The sequence below is a fragment of the Candidatus Cloacimonadota bacterium genome (genome assembly GCA_012516855.1).
In the GTDB taxonomy this organism is placed as follows: Bacteria; Cloacimonadota; Cloacimonadia; order Cloacimonadales; family Cloacimonadaceae; genus Syntrophosphaera.
The window spans coordinates 1-15392 of sequence record JAAYWB010000070.1; the positions used below are offsets into that span (position 1 = coordinate 1).

Genomic DNA, 15392 nt, shown 5'->3' on the forward strand with positions numbered 1-15392 from the left:
GACTTCCCGTTTGACAGGCGGGAACTCAGCGGGAAGTGAAAGGGATGTGAGAGGGAAGGGGTAAATGGCGAAGCCTGCTGTTTTCATCAGGTTTTTCCAGATAGCCCGCGGCGTCTTTCCTCTGGATATAGTGGGTAACTCAGGCCGTGTTCATAAAACAATACTTTACAGATACCGGGGCTGAGGGAAATAGGCTCCTGAATTTGGAAAAAGCTGTGGCAGGGGATGAAAACCGACAGCAGAGAAAAGGAGCCTGGGATTTGCCAGTGAATGACAGAAGCGGCAAAGAACACAAAGCGCAGCAGAAGAGCTTCACCGTGTTCCGGACCTACCGGATTTCGGTGATCGAAGGCGTGTTCGCTCAGATTTACGGCAACCTGGCCAACATCGGCAGCAACTTCATCACCAAGTTCATGGTCATCCTGGGCGCCAGCCCCCTGCAGTTCAGCATCCTGAGCGCGCTGGGGCAGGTGGCGGCGGTGTTCCAGCCGCTGGGTGTGGCGCTGATGCAGCGTCTGAAGCGGCGCAAGCGGGTCTGCGTGGCGGTCACGGCCGCGGGGCGCTTTCTCAGTTTCTTCCTCGGGGCGGCGCTGCTCTTTTCCTCATCCCAGGCGGGGATTGTTTTCCTTCTGGCCTTGCTTTTTGTGAGCGCGGGCTTGCAGGCCGTGGGCGGAAACATCTGGATCGCCTGGGTCAGCGACCTCATTCCTATCGGCATCCGGGGCCGCTTTTTCGCGCGAAGAAACCAAATCCTTGTCTTTTCCGGAATGGTGGTGGGCTATATCCTGAGCTACTTCACAGACCTCTTTGAACAAGGCGGGGGAGCGCTGCGGAACTTGGCAAGCCAATGGGTCGATCCGGATATCCTCTTCATTCCGCGCAACCAGGCTTGGTGGCTGGCGGGAATCTTTGTGTTTGCGGGGATTATGGGCTTTATCAGTCTGGCGATCCTGTCGCGGCAGCCGGACCGGAAGCGTTCCCTGCAGCAGCAGATGTCGCTACGGCGCAAGTTCAGCGAACCTTTCAGAGACCGCAATTTCAGGATGCTGCTGGCTTTCGGGGTCTGGTGGATGCTGGCGATCGGCGTGGGCAGTGCCTTCTGGGGTCCCTTCATGCTCAAAAAACTGAACATGGGCCTCTTCCAGATGCAGCTCTACGGCAGCCTGCACATGGGCTCATCGCTGCTCTCATATTCCTTTTGGGGACGCTTCATCGACCGTTGGGGCAACAAGCGCGCGATGTTCATCTGCGTGCTGCTGGGGGGCTTGAACCCCATGCTTTGGCTGTTCATGACCCCGGCGAATTACAGCATTCTCTGGCTCGAGGGCTTGCTTTCCGGTTTCATGTGGGCGGGGAATGGCGTGGTGACAACCAATTTTGTGCTGGCCATCGCTGGCAAGGGCCGCGAACAGACTTACAGCGCGCTCTACGGAGCCGTTGGCGGCGTGGCGATGATGGCCTCCACCCTGCTCACCGGAGCTTTTTTCCCCGGCGCTTTGCGGATAGGGGCGAGGTTGCTGGAGCCGGAACAGGTGATTTTCGGCGTCGGCGGCATCCTGCGCTGGCTAAGCCTGGTCCCGCTGCTGGCGGTTAAGGAAAAGCGCGGCTGGAGGCAATGGCATCGGAGCCCTGGTTCCAGGTGAGCGGCATTCAGGCTATATTTGGTTGAAAGTCATTGAGTTGGGGATTTTGATTGACAAAATACCGATGCTGGCAGAGTTTGCTCGAATCCCATTATTTTGCTTCAGCTTGGTTCCCGCGAGGCACTTTCGGCCTGCCCGGGCAAGGGCTGAAGCCTGAATAAGACACAACCAAAAGGAGTACCCGATGGCAGTCCCAAAAAGAAGAACTTCGAAAACCCGCAGAGATAAACGCAGAACGCACGACGCGCTCACGCCTCCGGCTGTGAGCACCTGCTCCAAATGCGGAGAGCCCGCCCGTCCGCACCACGTGTGCGACAATTGCGGCACCTACTCCGGCAGGCAGATCAAAGCCGCCGCCGAGAAGGAGTAATGTGCGCATTGCCCTAGACGCTTTTGGAAGCGACAAAGCGCCGTTTCCAGAGATAGAGGGCGCCATTCAGGCCATCAAGGAAGACATTTGCGACGAGGTCATCCTGGTCGGCGATGAAGCCTCTCTCCGGAATGATCTGGAGAAATACTTCTACGACAAAGACCGGATCCGCATCGAGCATGCCAGCGAGCGCATCAACATGGAAGACCACGCCGCTGAGGCCGTGCGCGCCAAAAAGAATTCCTCGATGGTCCGCACAGTGCAACTGCACATGTCCGGGGCCGCGGACGCGGCTGTGAGCGCCGGCAATTCCGGGGCTTTCATGACCGCCTCCCTCTTTGGCTACGGCCGCATCAAAGGCGTTTCCCGTCCCGCGATCGCTGTTACCCTGCCCACTATGAAACAGCCCGAAATCCTGCTGGATATGGGCGCGAACGTGGATTGCGACGCCGAAAACCTGCTCCAGTTCGCCCAGCTTGGCACCATCTATTTCAGCTATATCTACAAGGTTCCGAACCCCCGCGTCGCCCTGCTGAACATCGGCGAGGAAAACGCCAAGGGCAATTTTATGTCCCGTGAGGCCTGGAACCTGCTTTCCCAGGCACAGGACCTCAATTTCGTGGGCAACATCGAGGGCAAGGACGTGCTGAAGGGAGACTGCGACGTGATTGTCTGCGACGGCTTTGTGGGCAACGTGGTGCTGAAGACGATCGAAGGCGCGGTGATGGCCGTTTTCGAACTGCTGAAAGAGCAGCTCAACAAAGACTGGATCGCCAAATTCGGGGCGGTCCTCTCTTATCCGGTTTACAGCTATCTAAGGCACAAGCTCGACCACACCGAGATCGGCGGCGCCCTGCTGGTGGGGCTGAACGGCTGCAGCATCGTTTGCCACGGCAGCAGCAACGCCAACGCTATAAAAAACGGAATCCAATTCGCCGTGCGCACCGCGCAGGCAGGTGTTGTGAACCACACCAAGGAATATTTCGAGAGGATAAGCAAATGCCATTGCACAATGCCAAATTCGCTTCTTTCGGCAGCCACGCTCCGGCAAAGATAGTCAACAACTTCGATCTGGAAAAGATCGTGGAAACCTCCGACGAATGGATCCGCACCCGCACCGGGATGTTTGAGCGCCACCACTGCACTCCGGAGGAAGCGGCCAGTGACCTTGCCATCGTCGCAGCCACCAACGCCATAGAGGCTTCCAAAGTGAGATACCGGGATATCGACCTCATCGTGACTGCCACCGTGACCGGCGACCATCCCTTTCCCTCCACTTCCTGTGTGTTGCAGAAAAAGCTGGGCCTGAAAAACATCCCCGCCTTTGATGTCTCCGCTGGCTGCACCGGCTTTGTGTACGCCCTGGACGTGGCCAAAAACTACGTGGAAAACGGCAGCGCGCAAAATGTGCTGGTGATCGGCGTGGACATTCTCACCAAAATCACGAACTGGAGCGACCGCAACACTTGTGTTCTCTTCGGCGACGGCGCCGGGGCGACCATCCTTTCCCGGGCCCAAAAGAACGATATCTCAAGGATCATTGATTCACTCATTTTTGCCGACGGCAGCCAGGGCGAACTGCTCTATCAGGCAGCCGGCGGTTCCCGTATGCCCGCCAGCCACGAATCCGTGGACAAGAACCTCCACACCGTTTACATGGAAGGCAACCGCATCTACAAAAACGCCATCCGTTCGATGTTTGCCTCCACCGACGAACTGCTAAAGCGCAACAAAATGGGGGTTGAGGACGTCGACTGGATCATCCCCCACCAGGCCAACCTGCGCATTATCGAAGGCCTGGCTGACAAACTTCACGTGCCGATGAGCAAGGTGATCGTGAACATCGAAAAATACGGCAACACCTCCTCGGCCACCATTCCCCTGGCGATGGACGAAGCCATCCGCGCTAACAAGATCCGCCGCGGCGATATCATTCTGTTCACCTCCTTCGGCGCCGGGCTCACTTGGGGCAGCCTGCTGGCCAGGTATTGAGGACCACAGCATGAAAACAGCGTTCGTTTTTCCCGGACAGGGGGCCCAATACGTAGGCATGGCCCGTGATTTCTGTGAAGCCGTGCCCGAATTCGCCATCGAGCTGGAGGCCTTTGACCGGTGCCACGGCACGGATCTGCGCCAGATCATGTTTGAAGGACCGGAAGAGCTTTTGAAGGAAACCCGCCACACCCAGCCGGCCATCCTCTTCCACAGTATCTGTGCCCTAAAGGTTTTTGAGCGCCATACTAACATCCGCCCCGCCTGCGTAGCCGGCCATTCCCTGGGCGAATTCAGCGCCCTGGTCGCCAACGGCACCCTGGACTGGCAGGACGCTCTGCATTTGGTGCACAAACGCGGGGAATTCATGATAGAAGCCAACGCCGGCAGCCCCTTTGCCATGGCTGCCGTGATAGGGCTGGAAGCCCAGGCCGTAATTGAAGCCTGCGCCGAAGCTGAAGCTGAAGGCCTGGTGCGCGCGGTGAACTTCAACACCCCCATCCAGACAGTGATTTCCGGCACAGAAGCCGGGGTCGCCAAAGCCCGCGAGATCCTCTCCGCCAAAGGCGCCAAGAGGGTTTTGCCGCTGGTCGTGGGCGGGCCCTTCCACACTCCACTGATCGAAAAAGCCAGCCACTGGCTCGAGGTGGAGATGGCCAGGGTGGAGTTCCGCGACGCTGAAATCCCCGTGATTTCCAATGTGGACGCAGCGCCCGCCACAGAGGGCTCTGTCAGCCGCGCCAAGCTGGTGCGCCAGGTGGTTTCGCCGGTGCTCTGGGTGGACAGTGTAAAGGCCATGCTGGCCTCCGGAATCACCCGTTTCATCGAGTTCGGGCCCCAAAAAGTGCTAAGCGGCATGATCAAGAACATTGACAAAGAAGCCAAGGTTTTAAACTTTGGCTGGATGGAGGAGCTGGACGATTTGCTCAGCGCCCTCTAAAAACATTATAAAGAATGAAGATATGAATACTGCGAACTACAACCTTCAGAACAAAACAGTGGTAATCACCGGCGCTGCCCGCGGAATCGGCTTCGCGATAGCGGAAGCTTTTGCCGCCCAGGGCAGCCATGTGGTGATCGTAGATCTGGCCCGCGACAGCGTGGACCAAGCCGTTCAAAGCCTCGCCCAGCGTGGATTCTCAGCCTCCGGTGAAGTGGGCGATGTAACCCAGGGTGAAGCCATGGAAGCCATTTTTGCCTCCATAGTCAGCGCCCGCGGCGGGATAGACTGCCTGGTGAACAACGCCGGCGTCACCCGCGACAATCTGCTGCTGCGCATGAAGCAGGAGGAATGGGACCTGGTGCTGAAAATCAACCTCAGCGGCAGCTTCATCTGCACCCAGAAAGTTTTCAAACACATGATGAAGGCCAGAAGCGGCTCCATCATCAACATCGCCAGCGTTATCGGCATCATAGGCAACGCCGGCCAGGCCAACTACGCGGCCTCCAAAGGCGGCCTCATCGCTTTCACCAAAAGCTGCGCCAAGGAATTCGCCTCCCGGGGCGTGCGCGTGAACGCCATTGCTCCAGGATTCATCGAGACGGAGATGACCGCAACCCTTCCTGCCGAGGTGGTGGCTTCCTACGCAAAAGCCATCCCGCTGCAGAAAATGGGCTCCCCGGCAGACATCGCCAGGGTCTGCCTCTTTCTCGCCTCGGACGACAGCTCCTACCTCACCGGCCAGACCATTGCCGTCGATGGCGGTCTGACCATGCACTGAAGCGTTGAACGGGAAACCATTCAATATAGAAAGAAAACCTAACTTCAATAATCATAGGAGGAAAAATGGATATTGAAGCCAAAGTCAAACAGATCGTGATGGACAAACTCGGCGTGGAGGAATCTCAAGTTGTTCCCGCCGCCAACTTCATCGAAGACCTGCGTGCCGATTCCCTGGACACTGTGGAATTGGTCATGGCATTTGAGGAAGAATTCTCGATCAATATCCCTGATGAAGATCAGGACAAGCTCCGCACAGTCGGACAAGCCATCGACTACCTGAAGGAAAAGCTGGCTTAATCCCCCAAAACCGTGAATCAATCCTGATAGCTTCAGTTATCAGGATTGATTCCACCCTTTTTCCAAACGCGAAAATCCCTGCCGGCTTTTCCCAAAACCCGCCGGCAGGCAAACTGAACAAGAGGATCAAGATATGAAAAGACGAGTGGTTATTACAGGCATGGGAGCCCTGACCCCGGTGGGGCACAATGTGGCTGAAACCTGGAACAACCTGGTGAACGGTGTGTCGGGAGTGGATACCATCACCTCCTTTGACACCTCAGCCCTTTCCGCCAAGATCGCCGCCCAGATAAAAGATTTTCATCCCGAAGAGCATTTCGACCTCAAGGAAGCCCGCAAGATGGATTCCTTCACCCACTTTGCCATGGTGGCGGCCCGCGAGGCTGTTAAGGACGCTGGTATAGATTCTGCCAGGCAGGACGGCCGCCGCGTAGGCGTGATCACCGGAGTGGGCATCGGCGGAATCTACACCTTCGAGGAAGAGACCATCAAAAACCACCTGCAGGGCCCGCGCCGGATCAGCCCCTTTTTCATCCCCAAAATGATATCCAACATAGCCGCTGCCCACATCGCCATAGAACACGGCTTCAAAGGCCCCAACTTCAGCATTGCCAGCGCCTGCGCCAGCGCCAACCACGCCATCGGAACCGCTTTCCGCGCCATCCAGTATGGAGATGCCGATATCATCATCAGCGGCGGCGCTGAAGCCGGGGTGACCGCACTCTCCGTCGGCGGATTCTGCGCCCTGAGGGCCCTTTCCACCCGCAACGACGATCCCAAAGGCGCTTCCCGTCCCTTCGACGCCGGACGCGACGGCTTTGTGATGAGCGAAGGAGCCGCCTTCCTCGTGCTGGAAGAACTGGAACATGCCAAAGCCCGCGGAGCAACAATTTATGCCGAACTTGCCGGATATGCCGCCACCGACGATGCCTTTCACATCACCGCTCCCCTCGACGACGGCTCAGGTAGCGCCGAAGCCATGCTGGGCGCCATTGCCGACGCCGGGATCAGCCCCGCCGACATCCAGTATGTGAACGCCCACGGCACCTCCACCCCTCTCAACGACAAAGGAGAAACCCACTCCCTCAAAAGTTGCTTTGGTGACCACGCCTACAAGCTCAAGATCAATTCCACCAAATCCATGGTCGGCCATATGCTGGGCGCAGCCGCCGGAATCGAGGCCATCGTCTGCGTTAAGACCATCGAGACCGGCATCCTGCACCCCACCATCAACCTCAGCCAGCCGGACCCCGATTGCGACCTGGATTACGTGCCCAACACCCCGCAGAATCATGAGGTCATTTATGCCCTCTCCAATTCTCTGGGCTTTGGCGGGCACAATTCCGCCCTCGTGATCAAAAAATACATCTGATCCCCGCGTCCCCGGAGGGCCGCTGTGGCGGGATTTGCTGGCCGGATGAACAGAGGCAAGATTGAAAAAGATCATACACAGGATAGTTGAATACTTCAACGGCAAAAAGATAGCCGAGCACTATCCCAAGTGGGAAAAGAGCCTGGTCCAGTTGCAGAAAAAGATCGAATACAACTTTCACGACCCCACCCTGCTGCGCGCCGCCCTCACCCACAAATCCTATCTACGCCGCAATTTTGGCGACCACAAAACCCCCTCGCCCTTTGAACGAATGGAGTTTTTGGGCGATTCCATCCTCGGTTTCATCGTTTCCAAAGAGCTCTTTTCACGCCATCCCGACGAGCAGGAGGGCAAGCTCAGCAAGCTCAAATCCAAGATCGTCTCCGAAACTTATCTCACCCTCAAAGCCAACGCCCTCGACCTGGGCAAATACCTGCTGCTCAGCCCCGAGGAACAGCAATCCGGCGGCGCCAAAAAATCCTCCATCCTCAGCGATTCCGTTGAAGCCCTCATCTGCGCCATCTACCTGGACAGCGGCATCGCCTCCGCCACCAGATTCATCAAAAACCAGATCCTCACCGACTATGAAACCACGGTGAACCGCAACGAGTTGGTGAACTACAAAAGCATCCTCCAGGAACACCTCCAGGCCCACAGCGAGGAACCGCCCCGCTATGTGACCGTCGCCGAGGAAGGCCCGGAACACAACAAAACCTTCATTGTGGAAACCCACCTGGGCAACGAACTGCTTGGACGCGGCAAAGGCAACACCAAAAAGACCGCTCAACAGGAAGCCGCTCGAGCTGCCTGTCAGAAACTTGGGCTCTGAGCTCATCCTGACTATACAGCGAACGCAGGCAACAGAATAGCTTGTGGGAATGGCGCCGGGATGCTTTGAAGCGCTGTTCATTACTGTATTCAAAACTCGTTCCTCCTTTCACAAAAACCGATTTTGCTTGACAGAATAAAGGCCTGAAAATGAAAGGAGTGACAATGATGAGGGGCCTATAGCTCAGTTGGTAGAGCTTCCGGCTCATAACCGGACGGTCGGGGGTTCGACTCCCTCTGGGCCCACCATCTTTTTTTGAAATAGGGTCTGTTCCTGTTGTTAAAGCGGTTCATCCCGCGTCAGTCGTTCCTTAGCCCCTTCCGGTCCGCCTCTTGCATTGCTCCCTCCAAATGCCCGCATTTCAAGCGGGGATTGTGCGGGAGAGAAAACGCTGGCTTTATAAAGAGGGTTAAGGTCCAGCCAAAAGAGAAGTCCGAACTGGCAGGGTCAGTTGACTGGCATGAACCAGATTGGATCGATTTCGGCCAATAAAGCGTGCCGGATGCCCCGGCTGGAAATGCTCGCGCCCTTTAGCTCAAAGTGTAGCAGGATTTCTTCCAGAACCAGTGCCCCGGCCAGTATTATCGCTTCTCTGCCAGGTGGCAAACCCTTTATGCGAGCGCGTTCCGCCTCTGTGACACTGCCGTAGAGAACAATCTGCCTTTCCAGTTCCGTTTGGGACAGCCAGAGTCCCTGCACCTTTTCAGCCTCAAAATCTTCCAACTCCATTGCCACTGCCGCCAGGGCACAGACTCCGCCGCCGCAGGCGACGGCATGCTGCTTCCCCGAGCGGGGAAACTCACTCTGCAAAAGGCCGCGGACGTGGTTTCTGAGATAGCTCAGTTCTTCGGAGTCCGGCGGATCGCCGTGGATAAAGGAACTGGTGAGCGTCAGCGCGCCCAGGGGAAGGCTGTGGCAGGTTTTCAGCCCCTGCTTGGACCCAAAACTGAATTCGGTGCTGCCCCCGCCGGAATCTATCACAACAAAGTCTCCATCTGTTGGAGCCAGCGCTGAAGCAGCCTCAAAGCTCAACCGCGCCTCCCCTTCGGGTGTGAGAACGCGCAACTCCCATCCTGTAAGGCAGTTCAACCGGCGGGCAAACTGCTCCGCGTCAGACGCCCTGCGCAAGGTTTCAGCGCCGACACAGACAACACTTTTCACCCCATAATCCCGGCAGATGTCACTTAGCTCGCGCAGATAAGCCAGGCTGCGCTCAGCCGCTTCGGGCCCAATCATGCCCGTGACGACCAATTCTTCACCCAGCCGGGTGGTCCGGCTCAATTCACGAATAACCTGAAAGTCAGTCCCAACTCCCTGCGCCACAACGCATTTGACGGAATTGCTACCGATATCGATTACTGCCCGCATCTGATTGTTCACTCCAGGGCCGGCAAAATCGCATCTGGGGAAGGTGTGGCTCGCCTTCTGGATTTGCCGTTCAGCCCAAAGCTGACACGGCTGCGGCTGAAGGCGCTGTTGGAATCGTTGATAAACATCTCCGTGGAGTTATCTTTCATGTTTGGACCTGTCTGTAATTTGGATTTAAGCCTCTTGAAAGGCGCTACCAAATTTGTCCAGCATTTTCCGCCCGCGGAAGTGGTGGGTCCTGGCTTTTGTTGTAAACACGCACGAAAGACCATTGCTGAATTTCGCGCTAAGGCTAACCCGCAACAGGGAAGACGCCTATGACCTGCTCCAAGCGCAGTATAACAAGTCTGTGAACCTGCCCAAGGCGGGGTAATTCGTTGCCGTGTTGACGCCGATATTTCTTGACAGGGAGAGGCTTTTTAGAGAAAAGGCCAGCTATGAAAAAATCCAGACTCCACGCCTGCGAAATCAAGCGCCACCGAGAAGTGACGCCGCCCCTCTGCGCGGTTTGCCGTCGGGTGGGGAAATGCCGCGCTTTTCGCATCTGGTATCAATCCCACCGCGACGAGTATCTGGATTTTGTGCTTGACGTTTGCAAAAGATTTCCTGATAAATACACAATGGAGGTAGATTTCATGGCCGAAAAGCAAACCTTTGTCCAAATCGTGGACATGGCCACCGGAGCGATCGAAAGGATCGTGAACCTGAAAGAGATCGTGGCGATGACGCCGGAAGAAAAGCTGGAACTCAGCCGCAACAAGAATCTCTTTGTTGTAACCCACCGCCTGGAACCGATCGTGCGGGTGGAGCTGAAAAAGTCGGTGATTACAGAGCCGCTGCAGTTCGCGGAAAACACGGCTGCCAAAGCCGCTCCGGAAGCGGCTGAAAACGTCGAACCAGCCCCGCCTGCGGCCAGCAAGACGCGCAAAAAGAAATAGCGCCCTGCCAGCCGGCTGAAAATAATCCTTTTCAGAAATGCGCCGGTAAAAATAATGGTATAACTGGCTGAAGACAACAGCATCCCGCGGCTGTACTTGCCCAAAAGGCAAGCGCTGACCGGGGAAAAGGAGACATTATGTTCAAGCTTGACGACAAGCATCTGGAAGCAGCCCAGCAAATCGCGGCAAAGCATCGCCGCAAAAAGAGTTGCGACAACTGCTACGACCGCGGCTGGATCGGCACAACAGACCAAAACCTGCTGGTCCTCTGCACCCGTTGCGTGAACATGGATGCCGCCATGGAAGAATGGAAAACCTACGTTTCCGAGCATGAGGAACTGAAGGAGCACTTCAGCGAACTCTTTGAGGAAAAGCAGGTTACAGAAGCGGAAGAGGAGCGTGTGCTCCCCACGGCCCATGAACACAAGAAAACCAATCTGCAAGCCAGGCAGAATTTCGTTCCCGGCCAGAGGCGTCCGGGACATTCAAAAAAGATCGGCTGAGTGAAGATTCCGCGTCTTCCGGCCATATAATCAGGCCCAACCAGGGCCAGCTTAACTCAAGGACGCAATTTTAGTTTAAATGTTCAAAAGCATAGACCTTAAAGAAAACCCCAGGCATCTGGAGGAGCGTATCCGCGCCTATTGGCGGGAGCACTCCCTGGCCCAAAAAAGCATCGATTTGCGCAAGGGCTCACCCCAATTCGTGTTTTATGAAGGCCCTCCCACAGCCAATGGCAAACCTGGCATCCACCACATGCTGTCACGCACGCTGAAGGATTTGGTATGCCGCTACAAAACCATGAACGGTTTCCAGGTTAAACGCAAAGCCGGCTGGGACACCCACGGACTGCCAGTGGAGATCGAAGTGGAACGGCAACTGGGACTGGAAGATAAGAAAGCGATCGAAGACTACGGGGTGGAAAAATTTTGCCAGGCCTGCAAAGAATCTGTCTGGAGCTATCTTGACCTCTGGCAGGAAATGACGGAACTGATGGGCTACTGGATCGACCTCGACGATCCTTACATCACCATGCACAACAGCTACATAGAGAGCGTGTGGCATATTTTGGACGACTTTTTCCGCCGCGGGCTGATCTACAAGGCGCACAAGATCGTGCCTTACTGCCCAAGCTGTGGAACGCCGCTCTCTTCCCACGAAGTGGCGCTGGGCTACAGGGACGTGGAGGATCCCTCTATCTTCGTGAAATTCAAGGCTTTGGACGAAGACGGCACCTGGTATCTGGCCTGGACTACCACGCCTTGGACGCTGATTTCGAATGTGGCGCTGGCTGTGCATCCTGACGAAACTTACGTGAAGGTTCGCCATCTGGAGGAAAACTACATCCTGGCCAAAGCCCGGCTGGAAACTCTGGAAGGCGAATACGAGATTTTGAGAGAATTTCCCGGCCGCGAGCTGGAACGGCGCCGCTATCAGCCGCTTTTCAGTTTCATCAAGCCAGAAAAACCCGCTTGGTATGTTGGTTTGGCAGATTACGTGAGCATGGATGACGGCACCGGGATAGTGCACACCGCCCCGGCTTTTGGAGCGGACGACTATGCCCTCGGCCTAAAATATGACCTGCCTTTCATCCAGCCGGTGGATGCCGAAGGCAAATTCAACCATCTGATCGAACCCTGGGCCGGCATCTTCGTGAAAACCGCGGACAAAGACATCATCCGCAGCTTGAAGGAAAGCGGCAACCTCTACCGCCGCGAACAGGTTAAACACAGCTATCCCCACTGCTGGCGCTGCGAAAACCTGCTCATCTACTATGCCCGCGAAAGCTGGTACATCCGCACCACCCAGTTCAAGGAACAACTGCTGGAGCAAAACCGCCAGATCGACTGGTATCCTGGCTTTGTGGGCGAAAAACGCTTCGGCGAATGGCTGGCCAACAACGTTGACTGGGCCCTTTCCCGAGACCGTTTCTGGGGCACGCCGCTGAACATCTGGATCTGCGAAGACTGCGGCGAAAAGAGCTCTGTGGGTTCGATCGAAGAACTGGTGAAGCGCGGCAAACTGAAAGACGGCTCCCCGGTGCCCGAAGACATAGAACTGCACCGGCCTTACATCGACGACGTGAAGCTCACTTGCGCTAAATGCGGTGGTGGCATGAACCGCACCCAAGAAGTGATCGACTGCTGGTTCGACAGTGGTTCCATGCCCTTCGCGCAGTGGCACTATCCCTTTGAAAATAAAGATACATTCGACTCCGAACTATTCCCTGCTGACTTCATCTCAGAAGGCATCGACCAAACCCGGGGCTGGTTCTATTCCATGCTGGCTATTGGTACCCTTTACAAAGGCCGTTCCAGCTATAAAAGCTGTCTGGTGAACGACCTCATCCTGGACGCTAAAGGCCAGAAAATGAGCAAGTCCAAAGGCAATTCCGTTGATCCCATTGAAGTTATGCAAACTTTCGGCGCCGATGCCATCCGCTGGTATCTGGTGGAGATAAGTCCGCCCTGGGTGCCCACGCGCTTCGACGTGGAGGGCGTGAAGGAAATCATCGGCAAATTTATCGGCACGCTCAAAAACACCTATTCCTTCTTTGCCACCTATGCCAACATAGATTCCTTTGATGCTTCGGCCCATCTCTGGAACTGGGAGCGGAGTGCTGAGATCGACCGCTGGATCGTTTCCCGGCTGCAGACCCTGATTGGCCAGGTGCGCGACTGGATGGAGGATTATGAACTAACCAAGGTGGTGCGCGCCATCCAGGATTTTGTGATCGACGAGCTTTCAAACTGGTATGTGCGCCGTAGCCGCCGCAGATTCTGGGCGCTGGAGCTCACCGAAGACAAGATCAATGCCTACCGCACCCTCTACCAAGTGCTTGTGAGCGTGGCTGAAATGATCGCGCCCTTCGCTCCCTATCTGGCTGAAGAGCTCTACCTCTCCCTCGGGGCCGGCGAAAGCGTCCATCTGGCCGCATATCCGCAATCCGAGACCGAATACATCGATCCTGCCCTGGAAAAGGAAATGCGGGTTATCATAGACATCGTCCAGTTGGGACGGGCTGCCAGAAATGCCTGCCAGATCAAGGTGCGGCAGCCTCTGCAGAAGATGTATGTGCCTGCAAAATACCGAACCACCCTGGAACGAATGTTTGATCTTATCCAGGAGGAAGTGAACATCCACGAGATCGTTTATGTATCGGAAGATGAAGACTTTGTGCGCTACGAACTGAAACCTCAGTTCAAGGTGATGGGGCCCAAATACGGCAACCGGATGAAAGCCATTGCCTCGGAACTGGCTCGCGTTAAGGGACAAGAGGTTCTTAAAGCTTTTAATGACACTGGCAGTTACAAACTTGCCGCCCTGGATATAGATCTGGTGCCGGAAGACGTGGCTGTGCACATCCAGCCACGCGAGGGCTTTGTTTTTGAGAGTATGAAAAACATGTTCGTGGCTTTGGACACGGCTCTCACGCCGGAGCTTATCTGCGAAGGCTATGCCCGTGAACTGGTGAACAAGATCCAGTTCAGCCGCAAGGAACAGGGTTTCGAGATCATGGACCGCATCATGGTGGAATGGATTGGCGACGACGAGATCAAAGCCGCGCTGGACGCTCACGGGGAATTCATCCAGAGTGAAACTCTTTGCGACGAACTCAGCGAAGCGGCATCGACAGAAGGCCTCGTTGAATACGATATCAACGGCAAACAGGTCTGGATGAGGATCACGAGGACCGTCTGATGCGCTACTGCGGCAACTGCGGGAAAAAAATCCCGGAAAAGAGCAAGTTCTGCGTGCATTGCGGTACGCGGCGCGAAGACCTTGATGGCAGCGTAAATGAACAAAATCAGGTGCCGCAACCTGAGGCACCTGAAGTGATCAGGCGTTTTGGCGGGGACCAGGTTACCGATGCCGTCTTCAAGCTTATGGACCCGGGCGACGTTTTTTGCGGTTACACCATAGTCCGGATGCTGAACAAAGACCCAGAAGGAATCAAGTACATCGCGGATAAAGAGGGCAAAAGGTACGTTCTCAAGCTCTTTTTCAAGTACAAGTATTCCGACCTTGAATCGATCATGGACCTGCAGCAAAGGCTCAAACGCATGGGCAAACTCAGTTCCGCTCAAACAGCCAGGGTCGCGGAGATCAATCAGACCCATGATCCGATTTTCATGGCCACGGAATTCGTGAGCGGTGATTCTCTGGCAAGGATCAAGGCTTACAACAAAGAGCGCCTGAGCGAAAACTTCGTGCGTGAAGTGGCCAAGCAACTGGTGCAGACGGCGATAGCCGTTCGCAAGCAGGGCCTTTCACTGCATGAACTCACTCCCAGCGGAATTATGGTACCCGAGGATTCCAACACCATCACCGTCCTCTCATCAGGAATCAAATACGAAGAAGTGGACGAGCGGGATGAGGTTTTCAACCTAGGCGTCATCATCGCGCAATTGCTTTCCGGAAATGTATTGTACAAAGCGAGTTACAGCTCCGAGAATCTGAAGCTGCACAAGTTTTCCCACATCCCTGGCGTCACCGTTAGCATGAACAAAATCCTCTCCGACTGCCTGCACCGCAACATCTTACATCGTAACACCTCCCTTGAGGCGTTACTTAGGGGTTTGAACAACCTGCCGCCGGTGGAAGAGGATGAAGTTTTCGCGCCCAAGGGGGCTTCGCAATCCCTGGCAAAACTCCAGGACCAGCCGCTTCCACTTCCCAAGCGCCATCTGGAATGGAATTTCTGGCTGATTATCGGTCTGATCGTCGCAGGTCTTGCCCTGTTCTTCATCTTCGGCTTGCCCGCCATTCAAGAATCAGGCGGGCTGGTTGGAGATATCAGAAACATCATCACTGGAACCCCCGACCCCCTGGAAACCAACCCCCCAGATCTGCCGCAGC

Annotated in this window: 15 protein-coding genes and 1 tRNA gene; 14 read left to right on the plus strand and 2 right to left on the minus strand. The window is 55.7% G+C overall.

The genetic code is table 11. The features are described 5' to 3' along the window. Positions 1–413: 413 nt before the first annotated feature. From GX466_07295 to GX466_07340, 10 genes are all read left to right on the plus strand, one after another. Positions 414–1643 (plus strand): MFS transporter, encoded by a 1230-nt coding sequence (locus GX466_07295; protein ID NLH94006.1) that lies wholly within the window; start codon positions 414–416, stop codon positions 1641–1643. Between the two features lie 184 nt (positions 1644–1827). Further along, the gene (rpmF, locus tag GX466_07300) at positions 1828–2013 is read left to right on the plus strand and encodes a 50S ribosomal protein L32 (protein ID NLH94007.1); all 186 of its coding nucleotides are present in this window, start codon (positions 1828–1830) and stop codon (positions 2011–2013) included. A gap of 1 nt (position 2014) precedes the next feature. Beyond that, on the plus strand, positions 2015–3070 hold the full coding sequence (plsX, locus tag GX466_07305; protein NLH94008.1) for a phosphate acyltransferase PlsX: 1056 nt from the start codon (positions 2015–2017) through the stop codon (positions 3068–3070). Continuing rightward, positions 3013–4005, plus strand: coding sequence for a ketoacyl-ACP synthase III (locus GX466_07310; GenBank protein NLH94009.1), 993 nt, complete (start codon positions 3013–3015; stop codon positions 4003–4005). Before plsX ends, GX466_07310 begins: the two co-directional genes overlap by 58 nt. Before the next feature lie 10 nt (positions 4006–4015). Then, positions 4016–4945 carry an ACP S-malonyltransferase gene (gene fabD / locus GX466_07315; protein ID NLH94010.1) on the plus strand — a complete coding sequence of 310 codons (930 nt, stop codon included), beginning with the start codon at positions 4016–4018 and terminating at the stop codon, positions 4943–4945. Between the two features lie 22 nt (positions 4946–4967). Beyond that, positions 4968–5726 (plus strand): 3-oxoacyl-[acyl-carrier-protein] reductase, encoded by a 759-nt coding sequence (fabG, locus tag GX466_07320; GenBank protein ID NLH94011.1) that lies wholly within the window; start codon positions 4968–4970, stop codon positions 5724–5726. Between the two features lie 65 nt (positions 5727–5791). Continuing rightward, positions 5792–6025 (plus strand): acyl carrier protein, encoded by a 234-nt coding sequence (locus GX466_07325; protein NLH94012.1) that lies wholly within the window; start codon positions 5792–5794, stop codon positions 6023–6025. 133 nt (positions 6026–6158) lie between these two features. Next, complete coding sequence (gene fabF, locus GX466_07330) at positions 6159–7397, plus strand: beta-ketoacyl-ACP synthase II (GenBank protein NLH94013.1); 1239 nt, start codon at positions 6159–6161, stop codon at positions 7395–7397. 61 nt (positions 7398–7458) lie between these two features. Then, positions 7459–8226 carry a ribonuclease III gene (rnc, locus tag GX466_07335; protein ID NLH94014.1) on the plus strand — a complete coding sequence of 256 codons (768 nt, stop codon included), beginning with the start codon at positions 7459–7461 and terminating at the stop codon, positions 8224–8226. A 172-nt stretch (positions 8227–8398) separates the two neighbouring features. Continuing rightward, positions 8399–8474, plus strand: a tRNA-Ile gene (locus GX466_07340). A gap of 199 nt (positions 8475–8673) precedes the next feature. Here the strand turns inward: GX466_07340 and GX466_07345 are convergent. Together GX466_07345 and GX466_07350 are read right to left on the minus strand one after the other, a co-directional pair. Further along, complete coding sequence (locus GX466_07345) at positions 8674–9594, minus strand: Ppx/GppA family phosphatase (GenBank protein ID NLH94015.1); 921 nt, start codon at positions 9592–9594, stop codon at positions 8674–8676. A gap of 8 nt (positions 9595–9602) precedes the next feature. Then, a complete protein-coding gene (locus tag GX466_07350) occupies positions 9603–9743 on the minus strand; it encodes a hypothetical protein (GenBank protein ID NLH94016.1) in 141 nt (46 codons plus the stop codon). 288 nt (positions 9744–10031) lie between these two features. Between GX466_07350 and GX466_07355 the strand changes: the two genes are divergently transcribed. The 4 genes from GX466_07355 to GX466_07370 form a co-directional block, all read left to right on the plus strand. Next, the gene (locus tag GX466_07355) at positions 10032–10532 is read left to right on the plus strand and encodes a hypothetical protein (GenBank protein NLH94017.1); all 501 of its coding nucleotides are present in this window, start codon (positions 10032–10034) and stop codon (positions 10530–10532) included. A gap of 137 nt (positions 10533–10669) precedes the next feature. Continuing rightward, a complete protein-coding gene (locus GX466_07360; GenBank protein ID NLH94018.1) occupies positions 10670–11035 on the plus strand; it encodes a hypothetical protein in 366 nt (121 codons plus the stop codon). 79 nt (positions 11036–11114) lie between these two features. Continuing rightward, on the plus strand, positions 11115–14234 hold the full coding sequence (locus GX466_07365; GenBank protein NLH94019.1) for an isoleucine--tRNA ligase: 3120 nt from the start codon (positions 11115–11117) through the stop codon (positions 14232–14234). After that, the coding region (locus tag GX466_07370) for a zinc-ribbon domain-containing protein (GenBank protein ID NLH94020.1) at positions 14234–15392 on the plus strand (1159 nt) is incomplete at its 3' end. The genes GX466_07365 and GX466_07370, both read left to right, overlap by 1 nt.

What these genes read in the sequence shown, in the direction of transcription:
- GX466_07355 (NLH94017.1), top strand. Translation starts at nt 10,032, where the DNA reads ATGAAAAAATCCAGACTCCACGCCTGCGAAATCAAGCGCCACCGAGAA.
- fabF (NLH94013.1), top strand. Translation starts at nt 6,159, where the DNA reads ATGAAAAGACGAGTGGTTATTACAGGCATGGGAGCCCTGACCCCGGTG.
- GX466_07325 (NLH94012.1), top strand. Translation starts at nt 5,792, where the DNA reads ATGGATATTGAAGCCAAAGTCAAACAGATCGTGATGGACAAACTCGGC.
- fabD (NLH94010.1), top strand. Translation starts at nt 4,016, where the DNA reads ATGAAAACAGCGTTCGTTTTTCCCGGACAGGGGGCCCAATACGTAGGC.
- GX466_07310 (NLH94009.1), top strand. Translation starts at nt 3,013, where the DNA reads ATGCCATTGCACAATGCCAAATTCGCTTCTTTCGGCAGCCACGCTCCG.
- rpmF (NLH94007.1), top strand. Translation starts at nt 1,828, where the DNA reads ATGGCAGTCCCAAAAAGAAGAACTTCGAAAACCCGCAGAGATAAACGC.
- GX466_07365 (NLH94019.1), top strand. Translation starts at nt 11,115, where the DNA reads ATGTTCAAAAGCATAGACCTTAAAGAAAACCCCAGGCATCTGGAGGAG.
- GX466_07295 (NLH94006.1), top strand. Translation starts at nt 414, where the DNA reads ATGGTCATCCTGGGCGCCAGCCCCCTGCAGTTCAGCATCCTGAGCGCG.
- GX466_07360 (NLH94018.1), top strand. Translation starts at nt 10,670, where the DNA reads ATGTTCAAGCTTGACGACAAGCATCTGGAAGCAGCCCAGCAAATCGCG.
- GX466_07345 (NLH94015.1), bottom strand. Translation starts at nt 9,594, where the DNA reads ATGCGGGCAGTAATCGATATCGGTAGCAATTCCGTCAAATGCGTTGTG.
- fabG (NLH94011.1), top strand. Translation starts at nt 4,968, where the DNA reads ATGAATACTGCGAACTACAACCTTCAGAACAAAACAGTGGTAATCACC.
- GX466_07350 (NLH94016.1), bottom strand. Translation starts at nt 9,743, where the DNA reads ATGAAAGATAACTCCACGGAGATGTTTATCAACGATTCCAACAGCGCC.